The following is a 14,151-nucleotide window of genomic DNA, read 5'->3' on the forward strand; positions in this document are numbered from 1 at the left end:
TTTGTCTTGCGACGGAGAAGAACCACGTTGGCAAAAAAAGGGCGCCCGGATCGTTCCGGACGCCCCTTCTTTGTCGCTGACAGAGCCTGATCAGGCGCTGTAGTACATGTCGAATTCGACCGCGCTCGGCGTGGTCTCGAAGCGCATCACTTCAGGCCACTTCAGCTCGGCATAGGCTTCGATCTGGTCCTTGGTGAACACGTCGCCGCGCAGCAGGAACTCGTGATCGGCCATCAGCGAATCGAGCGCCTCACGCAGGGACCCGCACACGGTGGGAACCTGGGCCAGCTCTGCCGGGGGCAGGTCGTACAGGTTCTTGTCCATCGGCTCGCCCGGGTGGATGCGGTTCTGGATGCCGTCCAGGCCCGCCATCAGCAGCGCGGCGTAGCACAGGTACGGGTTCGCCATCGCGTCGGGGAAGCGGAACTCCACGCGCTTGCTCTTCTCGCCCGAACCGTAGGGGATACGGCAGGAGGCGGAGCGGTTGCGGGCGGAGTAAGCCAGCAGCACCGGCGCCTCGAAGCCCGGCACCAGCCGCTTGTAGCTGTTGGTAGTCGGGTTGGTGAAGGCGTTCAGTGCCTTGGCATGCTTGATGACGCCGCCGATGAAATACAGGCAGGTGTCCGACAGGCCGGCATAGCCGTTGCCGGCGAAGGTCGGCTTGCCGTTATCCCAGATCGAGATGTGGGTGTGCATGCCCGAACCGTTATCGTCCTTGATCGGTTTGGGCATGAAGGTCGCCGTCTTGCCGTAGGCGTGGGCGACCATGTGGACCACATACTTGTAGATCTGCATGCGGTCGGCAGTCTGCACCAGCGTGCCGAAGGTCAGGCCCAGTTCGTGCTGCGCGGCGGCCACCTCGTGGTGGTGCTTGTCGCAGGGCAGGCCCATTTCCAGCATGGTCGAAACCATCTCGGCGCGGATGTCGACGCCGCTGTCGACCGGCGCGACCGGGAAATAGCCGCCCTTGGCGCGCGGGCGGTGGCCCATATTGCCGGCGTCGAGCTCGGTGTTGGTGTTGGTCGGCAGCTCGATATCGTCGATCTTGAAGCCCGAACCGGCATAACCGTCTTCGAACCGGACATCGTCGAACATGAAGAATTCGGCTTCCGGGCCGACATAGACGGTGTCGCCCAGGCCCAGGCTCTTCATGTAGTTCTCGGCGCGCTTCGCCGTGGTGCGCGGGTCACGCGAATACCATTCGCCGGTCGACGGTTCGACGATGTCGCAGAACACGATCATCATGGAGGTGGCGCTGAACGGGTCCATGTAGACCTCGGTCAGGTCGGGCTTCAGCACCATGTCCGATTCGTTGATGACCTTCCACCCTTCGATGGAGGAGCCGTCGAACATCAGGCCTTCTTCCAGCTGATCCTCGTCCAGGGCGCCGGCGACCATGGTCAGGTGCTGCCACTTGCCCTTGGGGTCGGTGAACCGCAGATCGACCCACTCGATCTCCTCGTCCTTGATCCGCTTCACGATTTCCGATGCAGTGGGCATGGCGTTCCTTCCTTTGACGCTGGATGGGTGTTGCTGGCGTGGCGGACTGCTGCCGCCGCGCCGGAAATTCAGATTGCGGCCTCGTCCCGCTCCCCGGTGCGGATGCGCAGCACGGTGTCGACGGTGCTGACGAAGATCTTGCCGTCCCCGATGCGGCCGGTCTGCGCGGCGGCGCTGACCGCCTCCACCACAGCTTCCGCCAGGGTGTCGGGCACGACCACTTCCAGCTTCACCTTGGGCAGGAAGTCGACCACATATTCGGCGCCGCGATAGAGTTCGGTGTGGCCCTTCTGCCGACCGAAGCCCTTCGCCTCGGTCACGGTAATGCCCGATACGCCGACCTCGTGCAGCGCTTCCTTCACCTCGTCCAGCTTGAACGGCTTGATGATGGCTTCAATCTTCTTCACGCGCATTCCCCGCACATCCGGCTGGCCGGACGATCCCGTATCCTGGCCCGTTTCATGGCCCATAGCGGCGGCACGTTCACCATGCCGAGCCTCCGTTATCCGGAGTGTCGCAGCAGGAGTCGTGCCAGAGCCGTCGGCATCCGCGTAGACAATTGTGCTGCGCTGCGAAAGGGAGAACCGCAAGAATGCGTTACGGAAGTACGCCCCGGGTAACAGTTACGAACACGTAAGTGCCCGATTCTCGGCAAACATTGCCTATATGGAAGGCACCTGCCCTTTTTTTCAGCAGGGGATCACAGGCGCAGACCGGCACCTTCTTGAAGACCGGCCATCAGGTTCAGCGACTGGATCGCCGCCCCGCTCGCACCCTTGCCGAGGTTGTCGAGCAGCGCGAACAGCCGCACCTGCGCACCGTCGGGCGAGGCGAAGACATGCAACATTAGCCGGTCGCTTCCCGCGGCCGAGGCGCGCAGCAGCAGCTCGGCCGGGTCAGCGTCAGCCACCATCACGACCGGGCTGCCGGCGTAGAAGCCGGCCAGTTCCGCCCGCAGCGCCGCCGCATCCGCGGCACCGGACATTGCGGACAGGGGCAGGGGCACCTCAACCGCCATGCCGCGATGCGCCGCGATCACTGCGGGCGAGAACACCGGATCATGGCGCAGCCCGCCGTGAACCCGCATCTCCCCCAGATGCTTGTGCCCCATCGCCAGGCCATAGCCGCGCCAGGCGATGTCGCCATCATCCTCGAACCGCTCGATCAGGGCCTTGCCGCCGCCCGAATAGCCGGAGACCGCGTTGACGGTGTAGGGCCAGTCCGCCGGCAGCAATCCGGCGCGCACCAGTGGCGCGACCAGCGCAAGGAAGCCGGTGGGGTAGCAACCGGGATTGCTGACGCGGGCGGCTGTCGCCACCTGATCGCGCCCGACCAGTTCCGGAAAGCCGTAGGTCCAGCCCGGCGCCGTGCGGAACGCGGTGGAGGCATCGATGACCCGCGTGCCACTGTCAGGCTGGATCAGGGCCACCGCCTCGCGCGCGGCGTCATCCGGCAGGCACAGGATGGCAAAGTCGGCGGCGTTCAGCGCGTGTGCGCGGGCGGCGGCATCCTTGCGCCGGTCGCCTTCCAGCACCAGCAACTCGAACTCGGGCCGGGGGGCCAGCCGCTCCACGATCTCCAGCCCGGTGGTGCCGGCGGCGCCATCGACGAAGACGGTTGCGGCCATCAGGGCAGTACCTCCAGCCGATCGAGCCGGACGTAGCCGACCGGGCCGTCCAGCGACATGCAGCCCCAGGCCCACGCCCCGCTGACCTCCAGCACCTCGAAACTGTCGCCTTCCATCAGCGTACACAATTCCTCGCCGCCATACGGCTGGCCCAGCAGCGGGGCCCCGCCCGGCAACACGGTGCGCGGCTGCGGCACGGCGTAGTGCGGCACGAAGAATCGACCGGCCAGCGCGATGTGGGCAAGGTCGCCCCGCAGCGGTACGGAAGGGGCGGGACGCTCCACCGGGCCGGTCAGCGTGTACGGGCCATGATTGCGCAGGGCGCCGGGCGCGCCGTCAGTGTCCTCTATCGCGGGCATGGCGCGGGCGCTTACCCGCCCCCCGCCGGAACGGCAAGCGGCCTCAACCGAACCGCGCCTGCAGCATGTGCCATGCGGCCCGAAGGCCTAGCGCCTCACCGCCGCGGGGGCGACCCGGCCGGGCGGCGGGGTTCCAGGCGAAGGTGTCGAAATGCGCCCAGTCTATCGGCTGGCCGGCGGCATCCTTCCCCACGAAGCGGTCGAGGAACAGCGCAGCGGTGATCGCCCCGGCGAAGCCGTTGCTGGTGGCGTTGTTGGTATCGGCGATGTCGGACTTCAGCCCCTCGGCATAAGGCTGGTGCAGCGGTAGGCGCCAGACCGGATCGTCCTCCGCCCGCCCGGCCGCCAGCAATGCGTCCGCCGTGGCATCTTCCCGCGCGAACAATGCCGGCAGGTCCGGGCCGAGCGCCACCCGCGCCGCGCCGGTCAGGGTGGCGAAATCGAGGATCAGCTGCGGGTTTTCCTCGCTGGCGCGGGTCAGCGCGTCGCCCAGGATCAGGCGCCCCTCGGCATCGGTATTGCCGATCTCGACGCTCAGCCCCTTGCGGCTGCGCAGCACGTCGCCCGGGCGGAAGGAATTGCCGGCGATGGCGTTCTCCACTGCCGGCACTAGGCAGTGCAGGCGCACGTCCAGCCCGCGTTCCATCACCAGTTGCGCCAGCGCCAGGGCATGCGCGGCGCCGCCCATGTCCTTCTTCATGAGGAGCATGCCGGCGGACGGCTTGATGTCGAGGCCACCCGAATCGAAGCACACCCCCTTGCCGACAAGCGCCAGCACCGGCGCGTCGGCGCGGCCCCCCGGAAGACTCCAGGTCAGGTGCAGCAGGCGCGGCGCATGGTGGCGGGCGGCGGCGCGGCCGACGGCGTGCACCATCGGGTACTCCGCCTCCAGCGTCTCCCCGCGAGTCACCTGCAGCTGTGCACGGTGCTCTCCGGCGATCCGTTCGGCCACCTCCTCCAGCGCGGCGGGGCCCATGTCCTCCGCCGGGGTGTTCACGAGGTCGCGGACCAGCGCCACCGCCCGTGCCTCCGCCAAAGCGGGTTCGATGGCGGCAGCATCGCCGGTGAGCAGGATGCGCGGGCCTTCGGCAGCGGAGTCCTGGCGGTAGCGGTCGAAGCGGTATTGCGCGGTCTGCCAGCCGAGCAGCGCGCGGCCGGCGCCGGCACCCTCCAGCCGGTAGGTGCCGGCGGGCAGCGCCTCTGCCAGTTTCGCCAGGCACCAGCTGGTCGGCTGCACCGGATCGGCAACCCCGCCAAGCGCCTGCCAGGTCTCGCCATCGGGCAGGATGGCGGTCTGGCCGGCCTTGCCGGTGAAGCGCTGCGCGGAAAGGGCCGCACGCTGGGGACCGCTGAGAGTGCCGGCGAAACCGGCAAAGCCTTCGACGGTTGTCAGGCGGAGGGAGGTTGCCGTCTGGCCGCGATCCGGCTGGATCAATTCGATGTTCATGCCCATACAAAGTCCCGCTTGCCTGTTTGCGCGAGGTTTGGAAAGGTTGCCCGTGATGCGTCTGGTTCTCCTGCTTGCCTGTGCCGCGGCGCTTGCCGGCTGCACCGGTTCTGCCGACGGGCAGGAAGAAGGGCAGGCCGCCGCGCCCGCGCCTGCCGCCTCCGCCTCGGGGATCGTGGCGTCACCGAGTCCTCAGCCAACCGAAACCGGCCTTGCCGCGCGCGACGCCGCCGGTGCGCGCAGCGTGTCGGAAGAGACCGACGATTACCTGTTCACCTACAGCTATCCGACCAAGGCGGGTGCCATCCCGGCGCTGGGCGACTGGCTGGACGGGGAGCTGGAGGAACGCCGGAGCGAGCTTGCGCGGGAAGCGGCGCAGGCGCGGCGGGAGGCGCGGGCCGACGGGTTCCCGTACAACAAGCACAGCTACCAGGCGGAATGGAAGGTCGTCGCCGACATTCCCGGCTGGTTGAGCATGTCCAACGAGTTCAGCACCTACAGCGGCGGCGCCCATGGCATCTACGGCGTGAACTCGCTGCTCTGGGACAAGAGCGCCAATGAGGCGATGGACGCGATCCAGCTGTTCGCATCGGCGAAGGCGCTGGAAGACGCGCTGGGCGATCGGTTCTGCGACGGGCTGGACAAGGCGCGGGAGGCGCGCCGCGGCACGCCGGTGGACCGCGATGCCGACGATCCGTTCAACGACTGCCCCGGTATCGACGAACTGACCGTGCTGGTCGGGTCCGGTGGCGGGCGCCGCTTCGACCGGCTGACGCTGTATGCCGGCCCGTATGTGGCGGGACCTTATGCCGAAGGGGACTTCCGCGTGAACCTGCCCGTGGACCAGGCGGTCATGGATGCGGTCAAGCCGCGTTACCGCGACAGCTTCGCGGCTCGCAATCGGGCATAAGCGCCGCTATATCGCGGCGATGACGCAATATCAGCATATCGAGGCGGACGAGACCGTCTATCGCGACGGAACCATCAAGCTGCACGGGCCGGACGGGTTTGCCGGCATGCGCCGCGCCGGGCGGCTGGCGGCCGAGATCCTCGACGCGATCGGCGAGCATGTGCGTCCCGGCGTCACCACGGCGGAGCTCGACACCCGCATCCGGGAGATGATGCTGGATGGCGGCGCGGTGCCGGCGACGCTTGGCTATCGCGGCTACACCCACTCCTCCTGCATCTCCATCAACCACGTCGTCTGCCACGGCATCCCGTCGTCCAAGGCGCTGAAGGATGGCGACATCCTCAACATCGACGTGACGCCGCTGCTGGACGGCTGGCATGGCGACAGCAGCCGGATGTATGTGGCGGGCGAGGCGTCGATCAAGGCGCGCAAGCTGATCGAGGTCACCTATGAGTGCCTGATGATCGGCATTGAACAGGCCCGCCCCGGCGCCCGGCTGGGCGACATCGGCGCTGCGATCCAGGCCCATGCGGAAGGGCACCGCTACGGCGTGGTGCGGGATTTCTGCGGCCACGGCGTCGGCCGGCTGTTCCATGACGCGCCCGAGGTCGTCCATGCCGCCCGCGCCGGCACCGGGCCGGAGCTGAAGGCAGGCATGATCTTCACCATCGAGCCGATGATCAATTACGGTCGCCCGGCGGTGAAGGTGCTGAACGACGGCTGGACCGCCGTGACGAGGGACAAGAGTCTGTCCGCGCAGTTCGAGCATTCGATCGGCATTACCGACAATGGCTGCGAGATCTTCACCGGCAGCCCGGCCGGTATCGAGAAGCCGGTTTTCGCCTAGAAGTCGCGAGCGGCCCGGACCGCCGCGCCTGCGGCAAACGGCGTCAACGCCACCAGCCCGAGGCTGACTGCTCCGCATAAAGCCAGTCCGCTTTGGGCGATGCCGCTGCCATCCCCGGTCGCCAGCGCTCCCGCGCCGAACACCAGCAGTGGCACCGCCAGCGGGATCAGCAGCAGGCCAGCCAGCGCGGTGCCACCGCTGCGCAGCCCCAGCGTCAGCGCCGCGATCAGCACTCCGGTCGCGGCTAACCCCGGCGTGCCGGCCAGCAGGCCCAGTTCGACAATCGCCAGCGTCCGCCCATCCAGCCCCAGCAGCGCGGCGGCGGGCAGGGTCGCCAGCATCAAGGGCGGCCCGATGCTGAGCCAGTGGGCCAGCAGGCGAGAGGCGATCACCGCCTCCTCGCTGAGGCCGCGCAGGGTCCATTGGTCGAAGAAGCCAGTGTGGTAGTCAGGCGCGAGCAGGCGATCCAGCGGCAGGATGGCGGCGAGCAGCGCGGCGACCCAGACGATCCCCCCGCCGCTCCGCGCCAGCAGATCCGGATCCGGCCCCACGGCAAAGGGGTACAGCATGGCGACCGCCAGGAAGAACAGCAGCGGCAGCAACGTGCCGCCCCGCCGCCCCGGCAGCAGCGCTGCCAGATCGCGCCTCAGCAGTGTCCACAACATGCTCATGACGGGTGTGCCCGCAGGTCGAGCACGGTGGCGCCCGGCAGGGCGATGGGCTGGTGGCTGGCCAGCAGCACGGCGCCACCGGCCATGCGGAACTCCGCCACCAGCTCCTCCACCAGCGCAACGCCACTCGTGTCGAGGCCGTTCAGCGGCTCGTCCAGCAGCCAGATATCCGCGCCTTGACCTATCAGGCGCGCCAGCCCGGCACGCTTGCGTTGCCCGGTGGAAAGATACCGCACCGGCACTTCGGCGAGCGCATCGAGCCCGAGCCGCTCCAACGGCATGACCCCCCGATCAAGCCGCCGCCAGAAACCGAGAGCGCGGCCGAGCGGCTGATCCTCGTCCAGCGCGACAGCGGCGTCCAGCAACGCGATCGAGCCGCGCCGCTCCACGATACCGACGAAGGGGCGCAGCAGGCCGGCGACGATCCGCAACAGGCTGGTCTTGCCGATGCCGTTGGGGCCGGCGAGCTGCAATGCCTGCCCGGGATGCACGGCCAGGTCCACCGGACCCCACAGCAGGCGGTCACCCCGGCGGCATACCAGCCCGTGCCCTGTGATCCCGCCCTGCATCGGCAGCGGGGATAAGCGATCCGTCGCCGGCCGCCAAATGTTCATCGCGCGTCTTGCCTGCAACGCTATGATCATGGACGCAAGGAGCCTGTCCATGATCCGCCAAGCCGCCATTGCCTGCCTGCTGCTCGCCGCCTGTACCGGGGAGGCCGACAATCGCCTGCCGGGCGGCGAGGACACGCGCCCCTATGCCGGCATCGCCCCTGCCGAAACGCTGCGCTTCATCGGCACCGAACCGTTCTGGGGCGGGGAGGTCAGCCGGGCGGGCCTGCGCTTCAGCGACATCGATGACCAGCAGGGCCGCACCGTAGCGGCCACCTTCTTCCGCGGGCGGGGCGGGGCAAGCTGGTCGGGCGAGCTGGACGGCGCGCCGTTCACCCTGCTGGCAAGCGAGGGGGAGTGCAGCGACGGCATGTCGGACCGCACCTATCCCTACAGCGTCACCGTCGAACGCGGCGAGCAGCTGCTGTCTGGCTGCGGCTGGACAGAAGCGCGACCATTCACGGAGCCGGAAGGCGAGGGCTGAGGCTCTAGCCCAGCTTCGCCTTCAGCACCTCGTTCACCACCTGCGGGTTGGCCTTGCCGGCCGTGGCCTTCATCGTCTGCCCGACGAAGAAGCCGAACAGCGCCTGCTTGCCGCCGCGATATTGTTCAACCTTGTCGGCATTCGCCGCCAGGATCGCGTCCGCCGCCGCCTCGATCGCACCGCTGTCCGATTCCTGCTTCAGCCCCTCACGCTCCACGATCGCGCCCGGCGCGTCGCCGGTGGCGATCATGGTCTCCAGCACCTGCTTGGCGATGGAGCCGGAGATGGTCCCGCCACCCACCAGCGCCAGCAGCTCCGCCCCGCTCTCCGCCGTGATCGCGCCATCGTCCAATGCGCGGCCCGCCTTGTTCAGCGCGCCCATCAGTTCGGACAGCAGCCAGTTGGCCGCCTGCTTGGCGACTTCGGCCGGCTGCTTGTTCTGCGCGGTGGCGCTTGCCAGCAGCAGCGCCTCAAACCAGCGGGCGGTCTCGACCTCCGCAGTCAGCACCTGCGCGTTGTACTCGCTGAGCCCCAGCTCCTCGATATAGCGGCGCCGCTTGGCATCGGGCAGTTCGGGCAGCGAATCGCGGCACTCGTCGAGGAACGCCTGGTCCAGTTCCAGCGGCAGCAGGTCCGGATCAGGAAAGTAGCGGTAATCATGCGCGTCTTCCTTGGAGCGCATCGACCGCGTGGTGCCGGTGCCCGGATCGAACAGTCGCGTTTCCTGCACCACGGTGCCGCCATCTTCGATCAGGTCGACCTGGCGACGGGCCTCATGCTCAATCGTGGCCATGACGAAGCGGACGGAGTTGACGTTCTTCGTCTCCGTCCGCGTGCCGAACGGCTCGCCGGCTTTACGGACGGAGACGTTGACGTCCGCCCGCATCGATCCTTCCTCCATGTTGCCGTCGCACGAACCGACATAGCGCAGGATGGCGCGCAGCTTGCGCACATAGGCGCCGGCCTCCGCCGGGCTGCGCATGTCCGGGCGGCTGACGATCTCCATCAGGGCAACGCCGCTGCGATTGAGGTCGACATAGGACATGGTCGGGTGCTGGTCGTGCATCAGCTTGCCCGCATCCTGCTCCACATGGATGCGCTCGATCCCGATCACCTTGTCGGCCGGAATGCCGGCCTTCTCGTCCGCATCGATCGTCAGCGATCCCTCGCCCACCAGCGGATGATATAGCTGGCTGATCTGATAGCCCTGCGGCAGGTCGGCATAGAAGTAGTTCTTGCGATCGAAACGGCTCCACCGGTTGATCTGCGCGTCGATCGCCATGCCGGTACGCACCGCCTGCCGGATGCATTCGCGGTTGGGCACCGGCAGCATGCCGGGCATCGCCGCATCGACCAGGCTGACCTGCGCATTCGGCTCCGCCCCGAAGGCGGTGGCCGCGCCGGAGAACAGCTTGGCATTGGAAGTGACCTGGGCGTGGACCTCGAGGCCGATCACGACCTCCCAGTCCCCGGTGGCGCCATGGATGCGGTAGGTGGAGTCAGTCATGCCGTGCGCGATACCGCCACCCGCGCGGCTTGGAAAGCGGCCTCAGATGGTCAGCGCCTCCCGCTCCGCCGCGCCCGCGCCCCAGCGGCGCGCATGATCGCGCGACCAACGGCGGGCGGGCTCCTCGAGCCAGCGGAAGCTGACGGCCGACAGGGCGATGGTGAGCGCGATCAGTGCCAGCGACACCAGCGTCTCCGCCCCATTGCTCAGCGCCAGCGTGCCGATGCCGCCCGGCGTGGGTCGCGCGGCCACGAGGTCGGGGCGGCCCAGCGCAGTCAGCACCGCCGGTCCGGCGCGCGTCACCGGGGCAATCAGCAGCATGTGGAGCATGTAGATGGAATAGGACAGCGTACCGAGCGCGATCATCGGGCGCAGTTGCAACAGGCGGCTGATCCAGCCCTTGTCGCGCGCGAAGACCAGCACGATCAACGCGAACAGCGCGGAGGTGAGCAGCAGCGTCAGACCGCCCAGCGGCATCGCCGCCAGCAGCCAGACCAGTGCGGCCAGGCATGCAGCCTCCAGCGCCGTCAACAGGGCAGGGTGGAGATGCGGGTGCCAGTGGCGATGCAGCCAGTGGCAGCCGACCCCCAGGGAGAAGCCGAGGATGCCACGCTGCAGCAGCCGACCCACCGGCGGATAATTGATGCCCAGCACCAACAGCGCAATGGTCGCGCTCATCAGCAGAACGGCTATCGCAAGGCCGCGTCGCCCGGTCCCGAACAGCATGGCGGCGATGGCATACAGGACGATCTCGACCGAGATCGACCAGCTGACCGGCGCATAAGGGTTGTTGGCACCCGTGTCGAACCCGTCGAGCAGCAGCAGCCCACGCATGAACAGCCACGGATCGCCCGGCCGCCCCAGGGTTCCGACGACGTAGAACCACTGGAATGCACTGGCCACCAGCACCGCGGCCAGATGCAGCGGCACCACCCGGCCCAGGCGTAACGCCATGAACTGCCGCCGGCTGAACCCTTGCGCCAGCCGCTCGCCATAGCTGGCGGCGATGACGAAGCCTGACAGCACGAAGAAGAAATCGACCATCAGCCAGCCATTGCGCAAGAATGGCAGACCCGCGATCCAGCCGAACGGCCCCATGTGGAACAGCATGACGGCCACGGCCGCGACACCGCGCAACGAATCAAGAGCGACGAACCGCCCGCCATCCGGCAGACGGGCGAGCGCCGCGCGGCTGGTTACCACCACCGCTCCGGCTGGGCGGTGAAGCCGGCGCGCTGTTCGATGGCGAGGGCGGCGTTGAGCACGCCCTGTTCGTCCAGCGGGCGTCCGATCAACTGCAGGCCGAGCGGCAGCCCGTCACCATCCAGACCTGCCGGCACGCTCATAGCGGGCAGGCCGGCCAGGCTGGCGGGGACGGAGAACACGTCGTTCAGGTACATCGCCAGCGGGTCGGCCAGCTTCTCGCCCAGTGCAAAGGCCGCGTTGGGCGCGGTCGGCGCCAGGATCACGTCGCAGCTGTTCCACGCCTCTGCGAAGTCACGGGCGACCAGCGCGCGCACCTTCATCGCCTGCGTGTAATAGGCGTCGTAATAGCCGGCGCTGAGCACGTAGGTGCCGATCAGGATGCGGCGCTTGACCTCGTCACCAAAGCCAGCCGCGCGGGTGGCGGCGTACATGTCCTGCAGGTTGGCGCCGGATGGCAGGTCACGCAGCCCGTAGCGCACGCCATCGTAGCGGGCGAGGTTGCTGGATGCCTCCGCCGGGGCGACGATGTAATAGGCGGGCAGCGCATACTGGGTGTGCGGCAGGCTGATGTCGACGACCTCCGCCCCAGCATCCTTCAGCCAGGCGATGCCATCATCCCATGCGCTGAGGATGGCGGCGTCTGTACCCTCCATCCGGTATTCGCGCGGAATGCCGACGCGCTTGCCGGCAAGGTTCGCATCCAGCGCCCCGCTCCAGTCCGGCACCGGCAGGTCGAGGCTGGTGGAATCCTTGGGGTCGAAGCCCGCCATCGCCTGCAACATCAGTGCGCAATCGCCGACGCTGCGCGCCATGGAGCCGGCCTGGTCGAGCGAGGAGGCGAAGGCGACCACACCCCAGCGACTGCACCGGCCATAGGTTGGCTTGATGCCGCAGATACCGGTCAGCGCAGCCGGCTGGCGGATGGAGCCGCCGGTGTCGGTGCCGGTCGCGGCCGGAGCGAGGCGCGCGGCCACGGCGGCGCTGCTGCCGCCGGACGAGCCGCCCGGAGTGAGCGCGGCATTGCTGCCGGCCTTCTTCCACGGGCTGATGACATTGCCGAAATGGCTCGTCTCGTTAGAGGAGCCCATCGCGAACTGGTCAAGGTTGAGCTTGCCCAGCATCCCCGCGCCCGCATCCCACAGGCGCTGGCTGACGGTGGATTCGTACTGCGGCGTGAAGCCTTCCAGCATGTGGCTGGCGGCGGTCGTCTGCACGCCACGCGTGGCGAACAGGTCCTTCATGCCGATCGGCACGCCTGCCATCAGGCCCAGCGGACGACCGGCGGCGCGGTCCGCATCCACCTTGTCAGCGGCGGCCAGCGCATGATCCGGCGTGGTGACGATGAAGGCGTTGAGGGTGGCGGCACCCGCCACCGCTTCGTTGCACGCCTCGGCGACTTCGCGCGCGGTGAAGGTGCCGGCGGCGACCCCATCGCGGATCGCCTGCACGCCCAACTGAGTGAGTTCGGGGGGCTGGGTCAGTTCACTCATGATAGACCTATTCGATAACCTTGGGCACGCCGAAGAAGCCGTGCTCCGCCGCCGGGGCATTGGCCAGCACTGCGTCGCGCACGCCGCCGCCGGTCAGCGGATCGGCGTCCACCACATCGTCCCGCAGGCGCAGCGATTGCGGGATCACGGCGGTCATCGGCTCCACGCCGGTGACATCCACCTGGCCCAGCTGCTCCACGAAGGAGAGGATGCCGTTCAGTTCGGGCACCATCCTGTCCAGCGCGGCATCGTCCATGCGGATGCGCGCGAGCGAGGCGATCTTGGCGACGGTTGCCTTGTCGACGGACATGCGCGCGCCTGCTTACTGGCCGGCGGGCGGGGCGGAGGGAGCAGCCGGCGGGCCGCCGGGCATCTGCCCCTGCATCATCATCTGCTGCTGCAGCGCCTGGATGCGGCCTTCGACCTCCGCCCGGCTCATGAAGTCGTTCAGCGTCACTTCGAACACCAGATCGCTGTTCGGCGGGATCGGCGCGCCCGGCGGCGGCGTCTCGCCATAGGCGAGCGCGGCCGGGATCTCGAGCCGGTAACGTCCACCCTTCTGCATCTGCTGCAGGCCCTGCAGGAAGCCGGGGATCAGCTGGCCATCCTCCAGCAGCATGGGCGTGCCGGCGGGCAGCATGCCGGGCGGGAAGGGGGAGGGCTGCGACCGGTCGAACTCGGTCCCGTCGGCCAGCTTGCCGACATAATCGACGAACACGACGTCCCCCGTCGCCGGTGTGCCACCGGTGCCGGCGGCGATCTGCGTCACGGACACGCCCTGCGGCGCCGCGGCCCAGGCAACGCCGGCCGCCAGCAGGATAACCAGCACGACGCCGATCCACAGCTTCGCAAGGGAGCCCTTGGCGATGGGCTGCAACGGTACGCGGGTGATCTCGGTCATCGGATGGCAGGTCCTGAAAAGCGAAGGGGCGCGAAGGTGATCCCTTGCGCGCCCCCTTGGCCCGGAATGTGGCGACCTGCAAGCGGCGAGGTGGTGCCCCCGCCGGCCGCCAGCATGTGCGACGGCTTACTTGACGCCGTCACGCTCCGCCCGCTTGCGCTCCATCTTGCGGGCGCGGCGGACAGCGGCCGCCTTCTCGCGGGCGCGCTTCTCGCTCGGCTTCTCGTAATGGCGGCGCAGCTTCATCTCGCGATACACGCCTTCACGCTGCAGCTTCTTCTTGAGCGCGCGCAGGGCCTGCTCCACATTGTTCTCGCGGACGATGATCTGCATAAAAGTAACGCCACCTCTTTCGTCTGACCTCCCCTGCCAGGCTGCGGCGGGGAGCCAAAAATGATGAAGGAGCCGAATCTGCACGCAGTTCCGGCGCAAAATGTGCCGGGCGCTTATCGCAGATCGCCACAACAGGCAAGCCGCCGTGCCGTGCCGATGACCAGCCCCCATGGCTCCGGGCAAAAAAAGACCCGATCGTCACCGACCGGGCCTTGGAAAGTTTGGGAGAGGATGCCTGAAAGGCCTGTCCCGTATGGC

At 68.1% G+C, this 14,151-nt stretch carries 16 protein-coding genes; 3 read left to right on the plus strand and 13 right to left on the minus strand.

The features are described 5' to 3' along the window. Positions 1-90: 90 nt before the first annotated feature. The 5 genes from glnA to V5740_RS00510 form a co-directional block, all read right to left on the minus strand. Complete coding sequence (gene glnA, locus V5740_RS00490; protein WP_347303139.1) at positions 91-1,500, minus strand: type I glutamate--ammonia ligase; 1,410 nt, start codon at positions 1,498-1,500, stop codon at positions 91-93. Positions 1,501-1,568: 68 nt separating this feature from the next. Further along, a complete protein-coding gene (locus V5740_RS00495) occupies positions 1,569-1,907 on the minus strand; it encodes a P-II family nitrogen regulator (RefSeq protein WP_347303140.1) in 339 nt (112 codons plus the stop codon). Positions 1,908-2,200: 293 nt separating this feature from the next. Then, a complete protein-coding gene (gene argC, locus V5740_RS00500; RefSeq protein WP_347303141.1) occupies positions 2,201-3,127 on the minus strand; it encodes an N-acetyl-gamma-glutamyl-phosphate reductase in 927 nt (308 codons plus the stop codon). Next, entirely contained in the window at positions 3,127-3,486 is a 360-nt protein-coding gene (locus V5740_RS00505; protein ID WP_347303142.1) for a hypothetical protein, read from the minus strand. The genes argC and V5740_RS00505 overlap by 1 nt, the downstream gene beginning before the upstream one ends. 43 nt (positions 3,487-3,529) lie before the next feature. Beyond that, complete coding sequence (locus V5740_RS00510; RefSeq protein ID WP_347303143.1) at positions 3,530-4,933, minus strand: leucyl aminopeptidase family protein; 1,404 nt, start codon at positions 4,931-4,933, stop codon at positions 3,530-3,532. Positions 4,934-4,988: 55 nt separating this feature from the next. On the opposite strand from V5740_RS00510, the gene V5740_RS00515 reads away from it, so the two are divergent. Further along, on the plus strand, positions 4,989-5,843 hold the full coding sequence (locus tag V5740_RS00515) for a DUF4163 domain-containing protein (RefSeq protein ID WP_347303144.1): 855 nt from the start codon (positions 4,989-4,991) through the stop codon (positions 5,841-5,843). A 19-nt stretch (positions 5,844-5,862) separates the two neighbouring features. Beyond that, entirely contained in the window at positions 5,863-6,690 is an 828-nt protein-coding gene (gene map / locus V5740_RS00520) for a type I methionyl aminopeptidase (RefSeq protein WP_347303145.1), read from the plus strand. Here map and ccmB read toward each other — a convergent pair. Together ccmB and ccmA are read right to left on the minus strand one after the other, a co-directional pair. Then, positions 6,687-7,355, minus strand: a complete 669-nt coding sequence (gene ccmB, locus V5740_RS00525) for a heme exporter protein CcmB (protein ID WP_347304407.1) — start codon at positions 7,353-7,355, stop codon at positions 6,687-6,689. The two genes, map and ccmB, sit on opposite strands and share 4 nt — an antisense overlap. Positions 7,356-7,357: 2 nt before the next feature. Continuing rightward, positions 7,358-7,975 (minus strand): heme ABC exporter ATP-binding protein CcmA, encoded by a 618-nt coding sequence (gene ccmA, locus V5740_RS00530; RefSeq protein WP_347303146.1) that lies wholly within the window; start codon positions 7,973-7,975, stop codon positions 7,358-7,360. Positions 7,976-8,024: 49 nt separating this feature from the next. Between ccmA and V5740_RS00535 the strand changes: the two genes are divergently transcribed. Beyond that, positions 8,025-8,456, plus strand: coding sequence for a hypothetical protein (locus V5740_RS00535; protein WP_347303147.1), 432 nt, complete (start codon positions 8,025-8,027; stop codon positions 8,454-8,456). A 4-nt stretch (positions 8,457-8,460) separates the two neighbouring features. On the opposite strand, the gene gatB is transcribed toward V5740_RS00535, so the two are convergent. The 6 genes from gatB to rpsU form a co-directional block, all read right to left on the minus strand. Next, positions 8,461-9,963: an Asp-tRNA(Asn)/Glu-tRNA(Gln) amidotransferase subunit GatB gene (gatB, locus tag V5740_RS00540; RefSeq protein ID WP_347303148.1), complete on the minus strand. Its 1,503-nt coding sequence runs from the start codon at positions 9,961-9,963 to the stop codon at positions 8,461-8,463. Positions 9,964-10,005: 42 nt separating this feature from the next. Further along, complete coding sequence (locus V5740_RS00545; RefSeq protein ID WP_347303149.1) at positions 10,006-11,166, minus strand: acyltransferase; 1,161 nt, start codon at positions 11,164-11,166, stop codon at positions 10,006-10,008. Beyond that, the gene (gatA, locus tag V5740_RS00550; protein WP_347303150.1) at positions 11,160-12,659 is read right to left on the minus strand and encodes an Asp-tRNA(Asn)/Glu-tRNA(Gln) amidotransferase subunit GatA; all 1,500 of its coding nucleotides are present in this window, start codon (positions 12,657-12,659) and stop codon (positions 11,160-11,162) included. The genes V5740_RS00545 and gatA overlap by 7 nt, the downstream gene beginning before the upstream one ends. A gap of 7 nt (positions 12,660-12,666) precedes the next feature. Then, the gene (gatC, locus tag V5740_RS00555; RefSeq protein ID WP_347303151.1) at positions 12,667-12,969 is read right to left on the minus strand and encodes an Asp-tRNA(Asn)/Glu-tRNA(Gln) amidotransferase subunit GatC; all 303 of its coding nucleotides are present in this window, start codon (positions 12,967-12,969) and stop codon (positions 12,667-12,669) included. Between the two features lie 12 nt (positions 12,970-12,981). Continuing rightward, entirely contained in the window at positions 12,982-13,560 is a 579-nt protein-coding gene (locus V5740_RS00560) for an FKBP-type peptidyl-prolyl cis-trans isomerase (RefSeq protein ID WP_347303152.1), read from the minus strand. A gap of 126 nt (positions 13,561-13,686) precedes the next feature. After that, a complete protein-coding gene (gene rpsU, locus V5740_RS00565) occupies positions 13,687-13,893 on the minus strand; it encodes a 30S ribosomal protein S21 (RefSeq protein ID WP_347303153.1) in 207 nt (68 codons plus the stop codon). Positions 13,894-14,151: the final 258 nt, after the last annotated feature.

The organism is Croceibacterium sp. TMG7-5b_MA50 (genome assembly GCF_039830145.1).
Classification (GTDB): Bacteria; Pseudomonadota; Alphaproteobacteria; order Sphingomonadales; family Sphingomonadaceae; genus Croceibacterium.

Coding starts and splice junctions, on each gene's coding strand:
- glnA (WP_347303139.1), bottom strand. CDS start 1,500: ATGCCCACTGCATCGGAAATCGTGAAGCGGATCAAGGACGAGGAGATC.
- V5740_RS00535 (WP_347303147.1), top strand. CDS start 8,025: ATGATCCGCCAAGCCGCCATTGCCTGCCTGCTGCTCGCCGCCTGTACC.
- V5740_RS00560 (WP_347303152.1), bottom strand. CDS start 13,560: ATGACCGAGATCACCCGCGTACCGTTGCAGCCCATCGCCAAGGGCTCC.
- gatB (WP_347303148.1), bottom strand. CDS start 9,963: ATGACTGACTCCACCTACCGCATCCATGGCGCCACCGGGGACTGGGAG.
- argC (WP_347303141.1), bottom strand. CDS start 3,127: ATGGCCGCAACCGTCTTCGTCGATGGCGCCGCCGGCACCACCGGGCTG.
- gatA (WP_347303150.1), bottom strand. CDS start 12,659: ATGAGTGAACTGACCCAGCCCCCCGAACTCACTCAGTTGGGCGTGCAG.
- gatC (WP_347303151.1), bottom strand. CDS start 12,969: ATGTCCGTCGACAAGGCAACCGTCGCCAAGATCGCCTCGCTCGCGCGC.
- map (WP_347303145.1), top strand. CDS start 5,863: ATGACGCAATATCAGCATATCGAGGCGGACGAGACCGTCTATCGCGAC.
- V5740_RS00510 (WP_347303143.1), bottom strand. CDS start 4,933: ATGAACATCGAATTGATCCAGCCGGATCGCGGCCAGACGGCAACCTCC.
- ccmB (WP_347304407.1), bottom strand. CDS start 7,355: ATGTTGTGGACACTGCTGAGGCGCGATCTGGCAGCGCTGCTGCCGGGG.
- rpsU (WP_347303153.1), bottom strand. CDS start 13,893: ATGCAGATCATCGTCCGCGAGAACAATGTGGAGCAGGCCCTGCGCGCG.
- V5740_RS00505 (WP_347303142.1), bottom strand. CDS start 3,486: ATGCCCGCGATAGAGGACACTGACGGCGCGCCCGGCGCCCTGCGCAAT.
- ccmA (WP_347303146.1), bottom strand. CDS start 7,975: ATGAACATTTGGCGGCCGGCGACGGATCGCTTATCCCCGCTGCCGATG.
- V5740_RS00515 (WP_347303144.1), top strand. CDS start 4,989: ATGCGTCTGGTTCTCCTGCTTGCCTGTGCCGCGGCGCTTGCCGGCTGC.